At 70.4% G+C, this 15,639-nt stretch carries 17 protein-coding genes; 14 read left to right on the top strand and 3 right to left on the bottom strand.

Features of this window, described 5'->3' with window-relative positions; genetic code table 11:
- Positions 1-83: 83 nt before the first annotated feature.
- The 10 genes from ABZ919_RS34610 (at position 84) to ABZ919_RS34565 (ending at position 8,504) form a co-directional block, all read left to right on the top strand.
- The gene (locus ABZ919_RS34610; RefSeq protein WP_361255918.1) at positions 84-521 is read left to right on the top strand and encodes a hypothetical protein; all 438 of its coding nucleotides are present in this window, start codon (positions 84-86) and stop codon (positions 519-521) included.
- Between the two features lie 225 nt (positions 522-746).
- Positions 747-1,565: a F0F1 ATP synthase subunit A gene (gene atpB, locus ABZ919_RS34605; protein WP_361255915.1), complete on the top strand. Its 819-nt coding sequence runs from the start codon at positions 747-749 to the stop codon at positions 1,563-1,565.
- An 83-nt stretch (positions 1,566-1,648) separates the two neighbouring features.
- Positions 1,649-1,888 carry an ATP synthase F0 subunit C gene (gene atpE / locus ABZ919_RS34600; RefSeq protein ID WP_351250117.1) on the top strand — a complete coding sequence of 80 codons (240 nt, stop codon included), beginning with the start codon at positions 1,649-1,651 and terminating at the stop codon, positions 1,886-1,888.
- A 48-nt stretch (positions 1,889-1,936) separates the two neighbouring features.
- Positions 1,937-2,485: a F0F1 ATP synthase subunit B gene (locus ABZ919_RS34595; protein ID WP_361255991.1), complete on the top strand. Its 549-nt coding sequence runs from the start codon at positions 1,937-1,939 to the stop codon at positions 2,483-2,485.
- Positions 2,482-3,297 carry a F0F1 ATP synthase subunit delta gene (locus tag ABZ919_RS34590; RefSeq protein WP_361255913.1) on the top strand — a complete coding sequence of 272 codons (816 nt, stop codon included), beginning with the start codon at positions 2,482-2,484 and terminating at the stop codon, positions 3,295-3,297. Before ABZ919_RS34595 ends, ABZ919_RS34590 begins: the two co-directional genes overlap by 4 nt.
- 158 nt (positions 3,298-3,455) lie before the next feature.
- Positions 3,456-5,048, top strand: coding sequence for a F0F1 ATP synthase subunit alpha (gene atpA / locus ABZ919_RS34585; protein WP_361255912.1), 1,593 nt, complete (start codon positions 3,456-3,458; stop codon positions 5,046-5,048).
- A 21-nt stretch (positions 5,049-5,069) separates the two neighbouring features.
- On the top strand, positions 5,070-5,987 hold the full coding sequence (locus ABZ919_RS34580) for a F0F1 ATP synthase subunit gamma (RefSeq protein ID WP_361255910.1): 918 nt from the start codon (positions 5,070-5,072) through the stop codon (positions 5,985-5,987).
- A complete protein-coding gene (gene atpD / locus ABZ919_RS34575) occupies positions 5,988-7,424 on the top strand; it encodes a F0F1 ATP synthase subunit beta (protein ID WP_361255908.1) in 1,437 nt (478 codons plus the stop codon).
- Positions 7,425-7,534: 110 nt separating this feature from the next.
- Positions 7,535-7,909, top strand: a complete 375-nt coding sequence (locus ABZ919_RS34570; RefSeq protein ID WP_361255905.1) for a F0F1 ATP synthase subunit epsilon — start codon at positions 7,535-7,537, stop codon at positions 7,907-7,909.
- Between the two features lie 148 nt (positions 7,910-8,057).
- Positions 8,058-8,504: a DUF2550 domain-containing protein gene (locus ABZ919_RS34565; protein WP_351215662.1), complete on the top strand. Its 447-nt coding sequence runs from the start codon at positions 8,058-8,060 to the stop codon at positions 8,502-8,504.
- Positions 8,505-8,525: 21 nt separating this feature from the next.
- Here ABZ919_RS34565 and ABZ919_RS34560 read toward each other — a convergent pair whose 3' ends face one another.
- From ABZ919_RS34560 to ABZ919_RS34550, 3 genes are all read right to left on the bottom strand, one after another.
- Positions 8,526-10,349: a glycoside hydrolase family 18 chitinase gene (locus ABZ919_RS34560; protein WP_361255903.1), complete on the bottom strand. Its 1,824-nt coding sequence runs from the start codon at positions 10,347-10,349 to the stop codon at positions 8,526-8,528.
- A 132-nt stretch (positions 10,350-10,481) separates the two neighbouring features.
- Positions 10,482-11,123, bottom strand: coding sequence for a response regulator transcription factor (locus tag ABZ919_RS34555; RefSeq protein ID WP_361255901.1), 642 nt, complete (start codon positions 11,121-11,123; stop codon positions 10,482-10,484).
- Complete coding sequence (locus ABZ919_RS34550; RefSeq protein ID WP_361255899.1) at positions 11,120-12,346, bottom strand: histidine kinase; 1,227 nt, start codon at positions 12,344-12,346, stop codon at positions 11,120-11,122. The genes ABZ919_RS34555 and ABZ919_RS34550 overlap by 4 nt, the downstream gene beginning before the upstream one ends.
- Positions 12,347-12,690: 344 nt before the next feature.
- Here ABZ919_RS34550 and ABZ919_RS34545 point away from each other — a divergent pair, with 344 nt between their 5' ends.
- Genes ABZ919_RS34545 through ABZ919_RS34530 form a run of 4 tightly spaced genes read left to right on the top strand, consistent with a single transcriptional unit; the run spans position 12,691 to position 15,518 of the window.
- Positions 12,691-13,395: a response regulator transcription factor gene (locus ABZ919_RS34545; protein WP_361255896.1), complete on the top strand. Its 705-nt coding sequence runs from the start codon at positions 12,691-12,693 to the stop codon at positions 13,393-13,395.
- Positions 13,392-14,855, top strand: a complete 1,464-nt coding sequence (locus ABZ919_RS34540) for a HAMP domain-containing sensor histidine kinase (RefSeq protein ID WP_361255893.1) — start codon at positions 13,392-13,394, stop codon at positions 14,853-14,855. Before ABZ919_RS34545 ends, ABZ919_RS34540 begins: the two co-directional genes overlap by 4 nt.
- Positions 14,856-14,910: 55 nt before the next feature.
- Positions 14,911-15,312, top strand: coding sequence for a hypothetical protein (locus ABZ919_RS34535; protein ID WP_361255890.1), 402 nt, complete (start codon positions 14,911-14,913; stop codon positions 15,310-15,312).
- On the top strand, positions 15,312-15,518 hold the full coding sequence (locus tag ABZ919_RS34530; RefSeq protein ID WP_361255887.1) for a hypothetical protein: 207 nt from the start codon (positions 15,312-15,314) through the stop codon (positions 15,516-15,518). The genes ABZ919_RS34535 and ABZ919_RS34530 overlap by 1 nt, the downstream gene beginning before the upstream one ends.
- Positions 15,519-15,639: the final 121 nt, after the last annotated feature.

Genomic DNA, 15,639 nt, shown 5'->3' with positions numbered 1-15,639 from the left:
GAGGTGTGAGGTTCGATCACTCAGCCCGGGACTACGCTCGTCCATGACGACACCCTGCCCCCTGTGAAAGCGGAGTTGCCGCCATGCCGTCCAATGACGCCCGGAACCTTCTGCAGATCGCTGCGCCCACAGCGGCTGCCGGCGTGGTCGCCGTCGCTGTCAGTGGTGCGCTCGCCGGTGGCAAGGGGGCGCTCGGGGCGGCCGTCGGCGTGCTGCTCGCCGTCGCCTACATGGGGATCGGCCTCTATGTGCTGCAGTGGACGGCAAAAACGCTCCCGCAGCTCTTCCAGGCCATGGGGCTCATGCTCTACGTCGCCCAGCTGCTGCTGGTCATGCTCTTCCTGGCCTTGTTCAAGGGCACCACTCTCTTCAATACGAGGGCGTTCGCGCTCTCGCTGATCGCCGCGACCGTCGTGTGGATGGCCGCACAGACCCGGGCGCACCTGAAGGCCAGGATCTTCTACGTCGACCCCGACTCCCGCGAGGGCGAGAAGCCCGAGAAGACAGGGCACTCGTCGTGAGGGGTAGGGCCGGGATAAAGGCGTGTGTGATCTCCTGCTATCGTCCGGTGCCAACTGCGGCATCGCGGGCGCGGGCATCGGAGCTGTCGCCTGCTCATTCGCGAGGCTTGATGCCCCCCAGCCGCCCCCACATCCGTAACACCAGTCCGGTGCCGACCCGCGGCTGCGCGCCGCGCCGACACAACGAGGTTGCCGTATCCATGCGTCACGCCGAAGGAGCTCGCGGTGAGTGCTGACCAGACCACGCTCGCCTTCGACTGGAGTTGCCGCGTTTTCGCCGACAACGGCTGCGGCTTCCCGTCGCCGGGCCTGCACTCCTTCCTGTTCAAGCCGATGTTCACGGTCGGCAGTGTCGACATCGACAAGCCGATGCTGCTCGCGCTGCTCAGCACCCTGGTGGTCATCGGCTTCTTCTGGGCAGCGTTCGGCAAGGCCAAGGTGATCCCCGGCAGGCTCCAGATGATCGGCGAGGCGGGCTACGACTTCGTCCGCCGCGGCATCGTCTACGAGACGCTCGGCAAGCGTGAGGGCGACAAGTACGTCCCGTTCATGGTCTCGCTGTTCTTCTTCGTCTGGGTCATGAACCTCTGGTCGGTCATCCCGGTCGCGCAGTTCCCGGTCACGTCGATCATCGCCTACCCGGCGGCCCTGGCCGGGATCGTCTACTTCACCTGGCTCATCCTGACCTTCCGCAAGCACGGCTTCGTCGGTGGTCTGAAGAACCTCACCGGGTACGACAAGTCCCTCGGCTGGGTGCTGCCGCTGGTCATGCTCATCGAGTTCTTCTCGAACCTCTTGGTCCGGCCCTTCACCCACGCCGTCCGACTCTTCGGCAACATGTTCGCCGGCCACCTGCTGCTCGTGATGTTCACGGTCGCGAGCTGGTACCTGATGAACAGCTACCTGGTCCCCGCCGCGGCGGTCTCCTTCGTGATGACCATCCTCATGATCGGGTTCGAGCTCTTCGTCCAGGCCGTCCAGGCGTACGTGTTCGTCCTGCTGGCCTGCACCTACGTTCAGGGCGCTCTCGCCGAGCACCACTGAACTCCCCCTCCCCCTCCGCCCCCGTCACCAGACGCCCGGTGGCCAACCCCCACCGGTCCTTGAAATGAGAAGGAAGAATCAGCATGGCTGCCACTGAGACCCTTGCCGCCGTCACCGGCTCCATCGCCTCCGTCGGCTACGGCCTCGCCGCCATCGGTCCCGGCATCGGCATCGGCATCATCTTCGGCAACGGCACCCAGGCCCTGGCCCGTCAGCCCGAGGCCGCCGGCCTGATCCGCGCCAACCAGATCCTGGGCTTCGTCTTCTGTGAGGCGCTCGCCCTCATCGGCATCGTCATGCCGTTCGTTTACACCTACAAGTAAACCGCGGCTGACGACCACCCTTCAGGGAAAGGCACTGATGACATGCAGCTGACACAACAGCTGGTGCAGCTGGCGGCGGAGCAATCGGAGAATCCCCTCATCCCGCCGGGCCCCGAACTGGTCATCGGCCTCGTCACCTTCGCCATCGTCTTTTTCTTCCTCGGGAAGAAGCTGCTTCCGAACATCAACAAGGTTCTGGAGGAGCGTCGCGCGGCGATCGAAGGCGGTATCGAAGAGGCCGACGCCATGAAGGTCGAGGCCCAGAGCGTCCTTGAGCAGTACAAGGCACAGCTCGCCGAGGCCCGGCACGAGGCCGCGCGCCTGCGCCAGGAGGCGCAGGAGCAGGGTGCCGCGCTCATCGCCGAGATGCGGGCCGAGGGCCAGCGGCAGCGCGAGGAGATCATCGCCGCCGGTCACGCCCAGATCGAGGCCGACCGCAAGGCCGCCGCGCAGGCGCTTCGGCAGGACGTCGGCACGCTCGCCACGCAGCTGGCCGGCAAGCTCGTCGGTGAGTCCCTCGAGGACCACGCCCGCCAGAGCCGTGTGATCGACCGCTTCCTCGACGAGCTCGAGGAGAAGGCCGAGGCCACGCGATGAACGGAGCGAGCCGCGAGGCCCTGGCAGCCGCACGTGAGCGTCTCGACGCGCTGACGGACTCCACGTCCGTGGACGCCGCTTCGCTCGCCGACGAGCTGGCGGCCGTCACCGCGCTGCTCGACCGCGAGGCCGGCCTGCGCCGGGTCCTCACCGACCCGGCGCAGCCCGCGGAGGCCAAGGCGGAGCTGGTCCAGCGTCTGATCGGTGGCCAGGTCAGCGGCGCGACCGCCGACCTGGTGGCCGGGACGGCGCGCTCCCGCTGGTCGCAGCCCCGCGACCTGGTGGACGCGCTGGAGGAGCTGGCGAGCATCGCCGACCTCACGGCCGCGGAGAAGACGGGCACTCTCGACGACGTCGAGGACGAGCTGTTCCGGTTCGGCCGGATCGTCTCCTCCAGCACCGAGCTGCGCGCCGCGCTGACCGACCGCGCCGCCTCGGCGGCGGCCAAGACCGAGCTGCTGCACCGGCTGCTCGGCGGACGGGCCAAGCCGGTCACGGAGCGTCTGGTGACGCGCCTTGTGACCGCGCCGCGTGGACGTAGCCTGGAAGCGGGACTGGAGTCCCTGTCCAAGCTCGCCGCCGAGCGCCGGGACCGGATGGTCGCCGTCGTCACCTCGGCGGTGCCGCTGAGCGACGGCCAGAAGCAGCGCCTCGGCGCCGCCCTCACCAAGCTCTACGGTCGCCGGATGCACCTCAACCTGGACGTGGACCCCGAGGTCGTCGGCGGTATCCGGGTGCAGGTCGGTGACGAGGTCATCAACGGCTCGATCGCGGACCGCCTGGACGACGCCGCCCGCCGCATGGCGAGCTAGCAGCAACTCGACATTTCGAGACAACTCGATATTTCGAGAAAAGAAGAACGTACCTACGGCCCTGGTTGGGCCGTGCAGAGGATTCACCTCTTACAGGGGGGAGTCCCCATCCCCCCCAAGTGAAACTTCGGGCCCAACAAGGAGAGCAGGGAACCCAGATGGCGGAGCTCACGATCCGGCCGGAGGAGATCCGGGACGCGCTGGAGAACTTCGTCCAGTCGTACAAGCCGGACGCGGCCTCGCGCGAGGAGGTCGGTACGGTCACCCTTGCCGGCGACGGCATCGCGAAGATCGAGGGTCTTCCCTCGGCCATGGCCAACGAACTGCTGAAGTTCGAGGACGGCACCCTCGGCCTCGCCCTCAACCTCGAGGAGCGCGAGATCGGTGCCATCGTCCTCGGTGAGTTCAGCGGCATCGAGGAGGGTCAGCCGGTCACGCGCACCGGTGAGGTCCTCTCCGTCGCGGTCGGCGAGGGCTACCTCGGCCGCGTCGTCGACCCGCTCGGCAACCCGATCGACGGCCTCGGCGAGATCGAGACGTCCGGCCGCCGTGCGCTGGAGCTGCAGGCCCCCACGGTCATGCAGCGCAAGTCGGTGCACGAGCCGATGGAGACCGGCTACAAGGCCGTCGACGCGATGACCCCGATCGGCCGTGGTCAGCGTCAGCTGATCATCGGCGACCGCCAGACCGGCAAGACCGCCCTGGCCGTCGACACGATCATCAACCAGCGCGACAACTGGCGCTCGGGCGACCCGAAGAAGCAGGTCCGCTGCATCTACGTCGCCATCGGCCAGAAGGGCTCCACCATCGCCGGCGTGCGCCGCGCGCTGGAGGAGAACGGCGCCCTGGAGTACACGACCATCGTCGCCGCCCCGGCGTCCGACCCGGCCGGCTTCAAGTACCTGGCGCCGTACACCGGTTCGGCCATCGGCCAGCAGTGGATGTACGAGGGCAAGCACGTCCTCATCATCTTCGACGACCTGTCGAAGCAGGCCGACGCCTACCGCGCCGTGTCCCTGCTGCTGCGCCGCCCGCCGGGCCGTGAGGCCTACCCGGGTGACGTCTTCTACCTGCACTCCCGGCTGCTGGAGCGCTGCGCCAAGCTCTCCGACGAGATGGGTGCCGGTTCGATGACCGGTCTGCCGATCGTCGAGACCAAGGCCAACGACGTCTCGGCGTTCATCCCGACCAACGTCATCTCCATCACCGACGGCCAGTGCTTCCTGGAGTCGGACCTGTTCAACGCCGGTCAGCGTCCCGCGCTGAACGTCGGTATCTCCGTCTCCCGAGTCGGTGGTTCCGCGCAGCACAAGGCGATGCGCCAGGTCTCCGGCCGCCTCCGTGTCGACCTCGCCCAGTTCCGTGAGCTGGAGGCGTTCGCCGCCTTCGGTTCCGACCTGGACGCGGCCTCGAAGGCGCAGTTGGAGCGCGGTTCGCGCATGGTCGAGCTGCTGAAGCAGGACCAGTACCAGCCGATGGCCACCGAGGACCAGGTCGTCTCCGTCTGGGCCGGCACCAACGGCCGTATGGACGACGTGCCGGTCGCCGACATCCGCCGCTTCGAGAAGGAACTGATCGACTTCCTGCACCGGAAGCACCAGGGCCTGATGACCTCCATCAAGGAGGGCGCCAAGATGTCGGACGACACGATCCAGGCGATCGACGACGCGGTGGCCGAGTTCAAGAAGCAGTTCGAGACCTCGGACGGCAAGCTGCTCGGCGAGGACGTTCCTGCCGCTGCCGCCAAGTGACGTAAGGAAGGGACCTGACTCATGGGAGCCCAGCTCCGGGTCTACAAGCGTCGCATCCGATCCGTCAGCGCGACCAAGAAGATCACCAAGGCGATGGAGATGATCGCCGCCTCGCGCGTCGTCAAGGCACAGCGCAAGGTGGCGGCCTCCACGCCGTACGCGACCGAGCTGACGCGCGCGGTCACGGCGGTCGGCACCGGCTCGAACACCAAGCACCCGCTCACCACGGAGACGGAGAACCCGACCCGTGCCGCGGTCCTGCTCCTCACGAGCGACCGCGGCCTGGCCGGCGCCTTCAACTCCAACGCCATCAAGACGGCGGAGCAGCTGACCGAGCGCCTGGAGCGCGAGGGCAAGCAGGTCGACACGTATATCGTCGGCCGGCGCGGTGTCGCCCACTACAACTTCCGTGAGCGCAAGGTCACGGAGTCGTGGACGGGCTTCACCGACGAGCCGACGTACGCGGACGCCAAGAAGGTCGCGGCGCCCCTGATCGAGGCCATCGAGAAGGAGACGGCGGACGGCGGCGTGGACGAACTCCACATCGTCTTCACCGAGTTCGTCTCGATGATGACGCAGACGGCGCTCGACGCCCGGCTGCTGCCACTGCGCCTCGAAGAGGTCGCCGAGGAGGCCGCCCCCAAGGGCGAGATCCTCCCGCTGTACGACTTCGAGCCGTCGGCGGAGGACGTCCTCGACGCCCTGCTGCCGCGCTACGTGGAGAGCCGGATCTACAACGCGCTGCTCCAGTCGGCCGCTTCGAAGCACGCCGCCACGCGGCGCGCGATGAAGTCGGCCACCGACAACGCCGGCGAGCTCATCGAGACGCTCACCCGGCTTGCCAACGCGGCCCGCCAGGCCGACATCACCCAGGAAATCAGCGAGATCGTCGGTGGCGCGAGCGCCCTGGCCGACGCGACCGCGGGGAGTGACCGATAAATGACCACCACTGTTGAGACCGCGACGGCTACGGGCCGCGTCGCCCGGGTCATCGGCCCGGTCGTCGACGTGGAGTTCCCCGTCGACGCGATGCCGGACATCTACAACGCCCTGCACGTCGAGGTCTCCGACCCGGCGAACGCGGGCGAGAAGAAGACGCTGACCCTGGAGGTCGCCCAGCACCTGGGTGACGGCCTGGTCCGCACCATCTCGATGCAGCCCACCGACGGTCTGGTCCGCCAGGCCCCGGTGACCGACACGGGCTCGGCGATCTCCGTTCCCGTCGGCGACTTCACCAAGGGCAAGGTGTTCAACACCCTCGGTGAGGTGCTGAACGTCGACGAGACCTACGACGGCGAGCGCTGGCCGATCCACCGCAAGGCCCCGAACTTCGACGAGCTCGAGTCCAAGACCGAGATGTTCGAGACGGGCGTCAAGGTCATCGACCTGCTCACCCCGTACGTCAAGGGCGGCAAGATCGGCCTGTTCGGCGGCGCCGGCGTCGGCAAGACGGTGCTCATCCAGGAGATGATCTACCGTGTCGCCAACAACCACGACGGTGTCTCCGTGTTCGCCGGTGTCGGTGAGCGCACCCGTGAGGGCAACGACCTGATCGAGGAGATGTCGGACTCCGGCGTCATCGACAAGACCGCGCTGGTCTTCGGTCAGATGGACGAGCCCCCGGGCACCCGTCTGCGCGTCGCGCTGGCCGGCCTCACCATGGCCGAGTACTTCCGTGACGTCCAGAAGCAGGACGTGCTGTTCTTCATCGACAACATCTTCCGCTTCACGCAGGCCGGCTCCGAGGTCTCCACGCTGCTCGGCCGTATGCCGTCCGCGGTGGGTTACCAGCCGAACCTGGCCGACGAGATGGGCCTCCTCCAGGAGCGCATCACCTCGACCCGCGGTCACTCGATCACCTCGATGCAGGCGATCTACGTCCCCGCCGACGACCTGACCGACCCGGCCCCGGCGACCACCTTCGCCCACCTCGACGCGACGACGGTTCTGTCCCGTCCGATCTCCGAGAAGGGCATCTACCCGGCCGTGGACCCGCTGGACTCGACGTCCCGCATCCTCGACCCGCGGTACATCGCGGCGGACCACTACAACGCCGCGATGCGCGTGAAGAACATCCTGCAGAAGTACAAGGACCTGCAGGACATCATCGCGATCCTCGGTATCGACGAGCTCGGCGAGGAGGACAAGCTCGTCGTCCACCGTGCCCGTCGCGTGGAGCGCTTCCTGTCCCAGAACACCCACGTCGCCAAGCAGTTCACCGGCGTGGACGGTTCGGACGTGCCGCTGGACGAGACGATCGCGGCGTTCAACGCGATCTGTGACGGCGAGTACGACCACTTCCCGGAGCAGGCGTTCTTCATGTGCGGTGGCCTGGAGGACCTCAAGGCCAACGCCAAGGAGCTGGGCGTCTCCTGAGCCCCGTGCTCGTCTGAGGGGGCGGGCGCGTCCCGCCCCCTCAGTCACGCCTACTAGAATTGACCCCAACACCCGGCAGAACCGCCGGGTGGTGACCCGAGGAGCCACCCTTGGCTGCTGAGCTGCACGTCGAGCTGGTCGCCGCCGACCGCCAGGTCTGGTCCGGCGAGGCCACCCTGGTCGTCGCGCGCACCACGTCCGGCGACATCGGCGTCATGCCCGGTCACCAGCCGCTGCTCGGTGTGCTGGAGTCGGGCCCGGTGACCATCCGTACGAGTGAAGGTGGAACGGTCGTCGCCGCGGTGCACGGCGGTTTCATCTCGTTCGCCGACGACAAGCTGTCCCTGCTGGCCGAGATCGCCGAGCTGTCGGACGAGATCGATGTCCAGCGCACGGAGCGGGAGCTGGAGCGCGCGAAGGCGGAGGGCGACGCCGCCGCCGAGCGCCGCGCGGACGTCCGACTGCGCGCTGCGACGGCGCGCTGAACCAGCCGCGCTGTACGTTGACATCACTCAGCCGCGGCCGGCCCGGAGCAATCCGGTGCCGGTCGCGGCTGAGGCAGATGTGGGTGTTTTTTCCGTTTCATTACTCAGTAACAGAAGCAGTTCCTAGGAGACGAGGAGGTCGGTGCCGATGGTCCTCGCTCTGACTGTGTGCGGGATCGTGGTCGCGCTCGTGGTGGTGGGACTGTTCCTGTTCGGGCTGCGCCGCAGGCTGATCCAGCGCTCCGGCGGGACCTTCGACTGTTCCCTGCGCTGGGACGTGGCCGAGAAACCGGACGCGGGCGGCAAGGGCTGGTCCTACGGCGTCGCCCGCTACAACGGCGACCGCATCGAGTGGTACCGGGTCTTCTCCTACGCCTTCCGCCCGCGCCGCACCCTGGAGCGCGCCGCCATCGAGGTGGCCGGCCGCCGGCTGCCCGAGGGCGAGGAGGAACTGGCGCTGCTCTCCGACGCGGTGGTCCTCGCCTGTACCCATCGGGGCACCCGCCTCGAACTCGCCATGAGCGAAGACGCGCTGACCGGATTCCTCGCGTGGCTGGAAGCAGCCCCGCCCGGTCAGCGCGTCAACGTCGCTTAGCGCCCTTTGCAGGTAGCGGCCCTACAGGTTGCTGCTGATGGCGTTCACCAGCTCACCATTGCTGGTGTCGCCGCTGAACTCCCAGAAGAAGGCTCCGCCGAGTCCCTGGGACTTGGCCCAGCTCATCTTTCCGGCGATGGTCGACGGGGTGTCGTAGGACCACCAGTTGCTCCCGCAGTGGGCGTACGCCGTGCCGGCGACGGTGCCGGTGACCGGGCAGGACGTCTTGAGCACCTTGTAGTCCTCGATGCCCTGCTCGTAGGTGCCGGCCGCGGGGCCGGTGGCCGTGCCGCCCGGGGCGTCCTGGGTGACACCGGTCCAGCCGCGGCCGTAGAAGCCGATGCCGATGAGCAGCTTGGACGCGGGGACCCCGACCGACTTGTACTTGGCGATCGCGTCGGCGGTGGTGAAGCCCGCCTTCGGGATGCCGGAGTACGAGGTGAGCGGGGAGTGCGGGGCGGTCGGGCCCTGGGCGTCCCAGGCGCCGAAGAAGTCGTAGGACATCACGTTGTACCAGTCGACGGACTGGGCGGCGCCCGCGTAGTCCGCGGCCTCGATCTTGCCGCCGGAGGAGCCGTCGGCCGTGACCGCCGCGGTGACCAGGGCGGAGGAGCCGAACTTGGCGCGCAGCGCGGCCATCACGTTCTTGAAGGCCGCCGCCCCGCTGGTGTCGCAGGACAGGCCGCAGGCGTTCGGGTACTCCCAGTCGATGTCGATGCCGTCGAAGACGTCGGCCCAGCGCGGGTCCTTCACCAGGTTGTAGCAGGACTGCGCGAAGGCGGTCGGGTTGGCCGCCGCCTGGGCGAAGCCGCCGGACCAGGTCCAGCCGCCGAAGGACCACAGGATCTTGATGTTCGGGTACTTGGCCTTCAGCTCGCGCAGCTGGTTGAAGTTGCCGCGCAGCGGCTGGTCCCAGGTGTCGGCGACGCCGCTGACCGACTGGTCGGCGGTGAAGGCCTTGTCGTAGTCGGCGTAGGAGTCGCCGATGGCACACTGGCCGTTGGTCACGTTGCCGAAGGCGTAGTTGATGTGCGTGATCTTCGCGGCGGAACCGGACGTCACCAGGTTCTTGACGTTGTAGTTGCGGCCGTAGATGCCCCACTCGGTGAAGTAACCGAGCTTGACCTTGTCGCCGGTGGGCGGGGGAGTGGTGCCGCCTCCGCCGGTGGTGTGCACCTTGACCGCGCCGCTGACCGGGCCGGTCTGGTCGGCGGTGTCCCGGGCCTGCACGGTGTAGGAGTAGTCGGTGCCGGGGGTCAGGCCGGGGTCGGTGTACGACGTCGTCGTCACCGTGCCGACGACCTTGCCGTCGCGCAGGACGTCGTAGTTCTTGACGCCCTTGTCGTCGGTGGCCGCGCCCCAGGAGAGCTTGGCCGAGGTGTCGGTGACGCCGGAGGCGGTCGGGGTGCCGGGCGCGGAGGGCGCGGCGTCACCGGGGGCGGTCGTGCCGTCGCAGCTGTCGCCGTTCAGCTTGCAGTTGGACGGGGAGCCGGGGCCCGCGCCGTTGAAGCCGAAGGAGACGGAGGCGCCGGGGGCGAGGGTGCCGTTGTACGACTTGTTCTTGGCGGTCCAGTGATTGCCGGAGCTGGTGACGTCGGCGTCCCAGGCGGAGGTGACGGACGTCCCCGAGGGGAAGTCCCACTCCACGGTCCAGGAACTGATACTGGCACTGCCGGTGTTCTTGATGGTCCACTGACCGCCGAAGCCGGTTCCCCAGTCGCTGGTCTTGGTGAAGCTCGCCGTCGCGTTCGTCGCGGCCTGGGCGGGGCCGGCGAGGCCGACGAGTCCGGCCAGGGGGAGCAACAGGGTCGCGAACCCTGCCGCGGCTCTGTGTCTGAAGCGCATGCTGCGCCTCCTCGATAGGGGGAATGATGGAATGTCAGGGGCATGACTGAGCCTTCACGCCCACGGTGCTGCGAGAGTAGAAAGGTCTGGACCACAGGTCAATAGGTCTGGACCACTACGCCTGAGGGTCCGCTAGATCCCCAACTCCTGTGCCAGCACCGCCGCTTGAACCCGGCTGCGCAGCTCCAGCTTGGCCAGCAGCCGGCTGACGTGCGACTTCACCGTGCCCTCCGCCATCCCCAGCCGCCCGGCGATCTCGCCGTTCGACAGCCCCTGGCCGACGCAGGACAGCACCTCCCGCTCACGCGGGGTCAGCGCGTCCAGCACCGCCGGGTCGGCCTTCGGCTCCCGCACCGGCGCCGCTGCGAACTCGGCGATCAGCCGCCGGGTCACGGCCGGCGCCACGACTCCCTCCCCGCGCGCCACCGCGCGCACCGCCGCCAGCAGCTCCCGCGCCTCCGCGTGCTTCAGCAGAAACCCGGCCGCCCCCGCCCTGAGCGCCCCGAACACGTACTCGTCCAGGTCGAAGGTGGTCAGCACCAGCACGTCCGCGAGCCGCTCCGCCACGATCTGCCGCGTCGCCGACACCCCGTCCAGGCGGGGCATCTGCACGTCCATCAGCACCAGATCCGGCCGCAGTTCCCGGGCCAGTTCCACCGCCCGCTCACCGTCCGCCGCCTCCCCGGCCACCTCGATGTCCGGCGCGCTGCGCAGGATCAGGACGAGTCCGGCGCGTACGGCGGACTGGTCCTCGGCGACCAGGACACGGATCACGGGGAGTCTCCTTCGGTGCCGGTGCCGGTGTGGATGTGGGCGTCGGCTCCGGTCTCGGCTTCGGTGCCGTTCAGGGGAAGTGTCGCGCGTACGGTCCACAGGCCGGCCTCGGGCCCCGCCGTGAAGCCGCCGCCGAGCAGCGCCGCCCGCTCCCGCATCCCGGTGAGCCCGGAGCCCGAGCCGGGGGCGCGCGGTCCGTCACCGGGCCGGTGGGGGCTGACGACCTCGACCTGCAGGGCGCCGTCCGTCCGCCGCAGGGTGACCCGTACGGGACCCGGCGCCGCGTGCTTGAGCGCGTTGGTCAGCGACTCCTGCACGATCCGGTACGCGGCCGGCCCCACCGGCGCCGGCACCCGGCCGTGGTCGGCGTCCAGGCGGACGTCCAGGCCGTTGGCGCGGGCGCCCTCGACCAGCGTGGCGAGACCATCGAGCCCCGGCGTGACGGCCGGTTCCCGATCGCCGCTGCTGTCCCGCAGGATGCCGATCAGCCGCCGCATCTCGGCCAGCCCCGCCACGCTGTTCTCCCGGATCACGCTCAGGGCGTCCCGGGAGGTCTGCGGATCGTCGAGGGACAGCGCGGCCGTGGAGTGGATGGCGATCGCGGAGAGGTGGTTGGCGACCATGTCGTGCAACTCCCGTGCCATCCGCGCCCGTTCCGCCGTCACCGCCTGGGTCCGGTCCATCTCGGCGAGCAGCGCGGTCTGTTCGGCGCGCAGCCGGGCGGCGTCGGCGGCGTCGCGGTGGTTGCGCACCACCCAGCCGGTCGCGGCGGGCGCCAGTGCGACCACGCCGACGCCCACTCCGATGAGCAGCGCCGCCGGGTCGCGCCAGAGCGTGGCCGGCACCACCCCGCCGAGCACCGTCAGCAGCCCGGTGATCCAGGGGATGCGGCGGGCCGAGGACGCCGTGCCGTACAGGACGGCCGCGTACATCAGATCGGTGTACAGCACGACCGTGACGATGTTGCCGACCGTCACCGTGTCCACGGCCAGCGCGAGCGTGCCGACCAGCAGACCGAGGCGGGGCCGGGTGCGGCGCAGCGGCTCGCACACGGCCGTCACCGTCAGCGGCACCAGCGGGGCCCACGGCGCCGCCCACAGCACGACGGGGGCGGAGGGCATGCGCGGGTGGAGGCCCAGGGCCCACAGCAGCACGCCGCCGAGCAGTCCGCCCACGGCGATCCGCACGTCGTCACGGTGGGGGCGGGGAAGTGCGCGGGCCATGGGAGCCATCCAACACGGCCCGCCGCCGCCCCGCGTGCTCCCCCAGTACCGTCCTGGACTGCAACTTTCGCTTACCCCGGGTTTCGCCCGCGCCGACGACACTCCGCGCCCCGGCCGCCGGGAGCCTGGAGGGGGGCGGCGGCCGAGGCGACGAGGGGAAAGGGACGAACGCGGTCGTCGGGTCGGTCATCGCCTGCGAGGTGGCGTGCCACGCGATCCGCCGGCTCGACGGCCACGCCGCCCACCGCCTCGTCGGCGCGCCCGCCCGCCCGCCGAAACCAACCGGGGCACTGCCGCACGCTCCGAGGAGGGCCGTACGCTGACCCGGCGATGAGGAGGGGCGCATGAGCGACACGGCGGGATCCGGTGCGGTACTGGTCGTCGACGACGACGCGGCGATCCGGCGTTCACTGGAACGCGGCCTCGCACTGAGCGGGTTCGTGGTGCGCACCGCCGCCGACGGCCCCGAGGCACTGGCGGCGATCCGGGACACACCGCCCGATGTGCTGGTGCTCGACGTGTCGATGCCCGGCATGAGCGGCATCGAGGTGTGCACCCGGCTCCGCGACGAGGACCGGGACCTGCCCGTCCTGATGCTCTCCGCGCTGGACGAGACCGCCGACCGGATCGCCGGGCTCCAGGCGGGCGGCGACGACTACCTGGTCAAGCCGTTCGCCCTGCAGGAACTGGTGCTGCGGCTGCGCGCCCTGCTGCGCCGCCGTCCGCCGACGGGCCGGACGCACCTGCGGGTGGCGGGCCTGGTGATCGATCCGGCCGCCCGCACCGCCGAGCGGGACGGCCGGCCGCTGGACCTCACCCGGCGCGAGTTCGAGCTGCTGGAGGTGCTCGCCCGCAACGCCGGACTCGTCCTCACCCGTGACCAGCTGCTGGACCGGGTGTGGGGCTACGACTTCGAGGTGCGCACGGACGCCGTCGACACCTTCGTCAGCTATCTGCGCCGCAAACTCGAGGCGGAGGGGGGCGCCAGGCTGATCCACACGGTGCGGGGCGTCGGCTTCGTGCTCAGGGAACCGCGGGACACACCATGAGGCTCTCCACCCGGATCGCCCTCGCCGTCGGCTGCACCGTCCCGCTGCTCGTGCTCGCCGCCGGGTGGCTGCTGCTGCACCTGGTCGCCCGGGACCTGCGCCAGGCCGAGGACCAGCAGTTGCGGCAGCGCGCGGTGTCCCTGGCGCCGGACGCCCGGGCGCTGCTGCGGGCCTCGGCGGACGGCCGCCCCAAGGCCGCCGACACACGGGAGCGGCAGCTGTTCAGCTCCGCCCTCGACGTCGGCGTACGGCTCGTCGGCCCGGACACGACCTTCAGCGGCGGCCCCCAGCCCGGTCCCGCCGTGGCCCTGCCCGACCGCTCCTCCGGCTTCGTCACCCTCCGCACCGGCGGGCGCAGCTGGCGCGCGCTGGCCCGGCCCGTGCGGGGCACGGCCGCCGCAGGCACGCTGTGGCTCTTCTCGCCCGACACCGCCGACCGCACCCGGCTGCCGCTCGTGCGCCGACGCGTGGTCCTCGCCGCGCTGCTGGCCGCACCCCTGTCCGGCCTGCTGGCCGGGGGCCTGGCCACCGGTGCGAGCGCGCCTCTGCGCCGCCTCACCCGTCGCACCGCCGGTCTCGACCCGCGCACCAGCACGGCCCGGCTGCCCGAGGAGCGGACCGGGGTGCGCGAGGTCGACGAACTGGCCGCGACCCTGCGGACCGTCCTCGCCCGCTACGACGAACAGGCCGCCCGCACCGGCCAGGCCCTGGACACCGCCCGCTCCTTCTCCTCGGCGGCCGCACACGAACTGCGCACCCCACTGATGAGCATGGGCACCAACCTCGACATCCTCACCGACCACCCCGGCCTGCCGGATGCGGACCGCGCCGAGGTCCTCGCCGACCTGCGCCGCGAACACACCCGCCTGCTCGGACTGCTGGTGATGCTGCGGGAGCTCGGACGCGGAGACCTGGTGGAGGCCGAGGCGCTGCGGACCGTCGACCTGTCCGACATCGCCGACGCCGCGGTGGCCGAGGCCAGGCGCCGCGCCCCCGACGCCGACATCACCCTCGAAGCGGCGCACGGACGCACCGTGCACGGCTGGGAGCCGGGCCTCAGGCTCCTGCTGGACAACCTGCTCGGCAACGCCCTCGCCCACGGCCGCGACGCGCACGGCCGGGCACGGGTGAGGGTCGGCGTGACCGGCACCGCCGGCCAGGTCCTGATCACGGTCGACGACCACGGCCCCGGCGTACCCGCCGACGCCCGCGCCCGGATCTTCGAGCGGTTCCAGCGGGGTCCGGACAGCGCGGGCTCGGGCCTCGGCCTCACCCTCGTCGCCCAGCAGGCCGCACTGCACCGGGGCGGCGTCACCGTCACCGACCGGCCGGGCGGGACCGGCGCGCGCTTCGAGGTACGGCTGCCCTCGGACGGCGGTGGACTGCCCGGCCGACGGGACTGGCTGATCGGTACAGCAGGGGCAAACCGGTCACAGAGTTTCCCCAAAGACCCTTCCTAACCTCCGTCTCGTCGGGCGGGCGAACGGGCCGCCCGGGAAGGGAACGGAGAGAGCGATGAACGGACGACGAGGTGCGCGCACCCTGTTCGCCGGGCTGGCGGCGGCGGCCGTACTGACCGGCACCGGCGGGGTGGCCGCGGCCGACAGCACCCCCGCGCCCGGACCCACCGGTGACGGGGCGCAGGCACTGTGCAAGCGGGTGCCCAAGATCGACCGCCGGATCCAGCGGGCTCTGAAGCGGCTGGACGCCGGTGCCGGCACCCGGGGCTCGGTGGCCCGGCTCCAGCAGCGCGTGGACAACGCCAAGCAGGCGGGCCACACCCAGATCGCCACCTACCTCCAGGACCGGCTGGACTTCCGCAAGTCGCTGGTGGCCACCCTCAACCAGCGCCAGAAGGACCTGAACGACGTCCGGACCTGGTGCCGGGACAACAACGGCGGGAAGGCGGCGAGCTGATGCGGCCACGACCGGCGGCGCTGCCGGCGGTCGCCCTGCTGGTGGCGCTCACCGCGGGCTGCGCCCACCACGACGGGGCGTCCCCCAAGACCCCGCCGGCCTCGGGCACGCCCTCCGGATACGCGCAGATGCAGAAGAAGGTGGACGCGGCCCAGTCCGCGGCCGCGGCGGCCGACCGGGACGCCGCGAGCGACGCGGACCGCTGACGCGGGGGTCCCTGGACCGGGAGACGCCCTCGGCGTTCCCCGCCGGGGACCCACAGCACGTCGCCCACGTCCCGGTTGGCCACTCGAGCCAGGATGCTGCATGTCCCGGGGGACAACCCCC

It is taken from the genome of Streptomyces sp. NPDC046759 (assembly GCF_040645475.1).
Classification (GTDB): Bacteria; Actinomycetota; Actinomycetes; order Streptomycetales; family Streptomycetaceae; genus Streptomyces.
The sequence above is the reverse complement of the archived record's forward strand: the minus strand, read 5'-3'. Positions and strand labels throughout refer to the sequence as shown.

Bases quoted from the DNA above. Each gene is read 5' to 3' on its own strand.
- ABZ919_RS34580 (WP_361255910.1), top strand. From the start codon at position 5,070: ATGGGAGCCCAGCTCCGGGTCTACAAGCGTCGCATCCGATCCGTCAGC.
- ABZ919_RS34610 (WP_361255918.1), top strand. From the start codon at position 84: ATGCCGTCCAATGACGCCCGGAACCTTCTGCAGATCGCTGCGCCCACA.
- ABZ919_RS34545 (WP_361255896.1), top strand. From the start codon at position 12,691: ATGAGCGACACGGCGGGATCCGGTGCGGTACTGGTCGTCGACGACGAC.
- ABZ919_RS34540 (WP_361255893.1), top strand. From the start codon at position 13,392: ATGAGGCTCTCCACCCGGATCGCCCTCGCCGTCGGCTGCACCGTCCCG.
- atpD (WP_361255908.1), top strand. From the start codon at position 5,988: ATGACCACCACTGTTGAGACCGCGACGGCTACGGGCCGCGTCGCCCGG.
- ABZ919_RS34565 (WP_351215662.1), top strand. From the start codon at position 8,058: ATGGTCCTCGCTCTGACTGTGTGCGGGATCGTGGTCGCGCTCGTGGTG.
- atpA (WP_361255912.1), top strand. From the start codon at position 3,456: ATGGCGGAGCTCACGATCCGGCCGGAGGAGATCCGGGACGCGCTGGAG.
- ABZ919_RS34535 (WP_361255890.1), top strand. From the start codon at position 14,911: ATGAACGGACGACGAGGTGCGCGCACCCTGTTCGCCGGGCTGGCGGCG.
- ABZ919_RS34560 (WP_361255903.1), bottom strand. From the start codon at position 10,349: ATGCGCTTCAGACACAGAGCCGCGGCAGGGTTCGCGACCCTGTTGCTC.
- ABZ919_RS34590 (WP_361255913.1), top strand. From the start codon at position 2,482: ATGAACGGAGCGAGCCGCGAGGCCCTGGCAGCCGCACGTGAGCGTCTC.
- ABZ919_RS34550 (WP_361255899.1), bottom strand. From the start codon at position 12,346: ATGGCCCGCGCACTTCCCCGCCCCCACCGTGACGACGTGCGGATCGCC.
- ABZ919_RS34530 (WP_361255887.1), top strand. From the start codon at position 15,312: ATGCGGCCACGACCGGCGGCGCTGCCGGCGGTCGCCCTGCTGGTGGCG.
- atpE (WP_351250117.1), top strand. From the start codon at position 1,649: ATGGCTGCCACTGAGACCCTTGCCGCCGTCACCGGCTCCATCGCCTCC.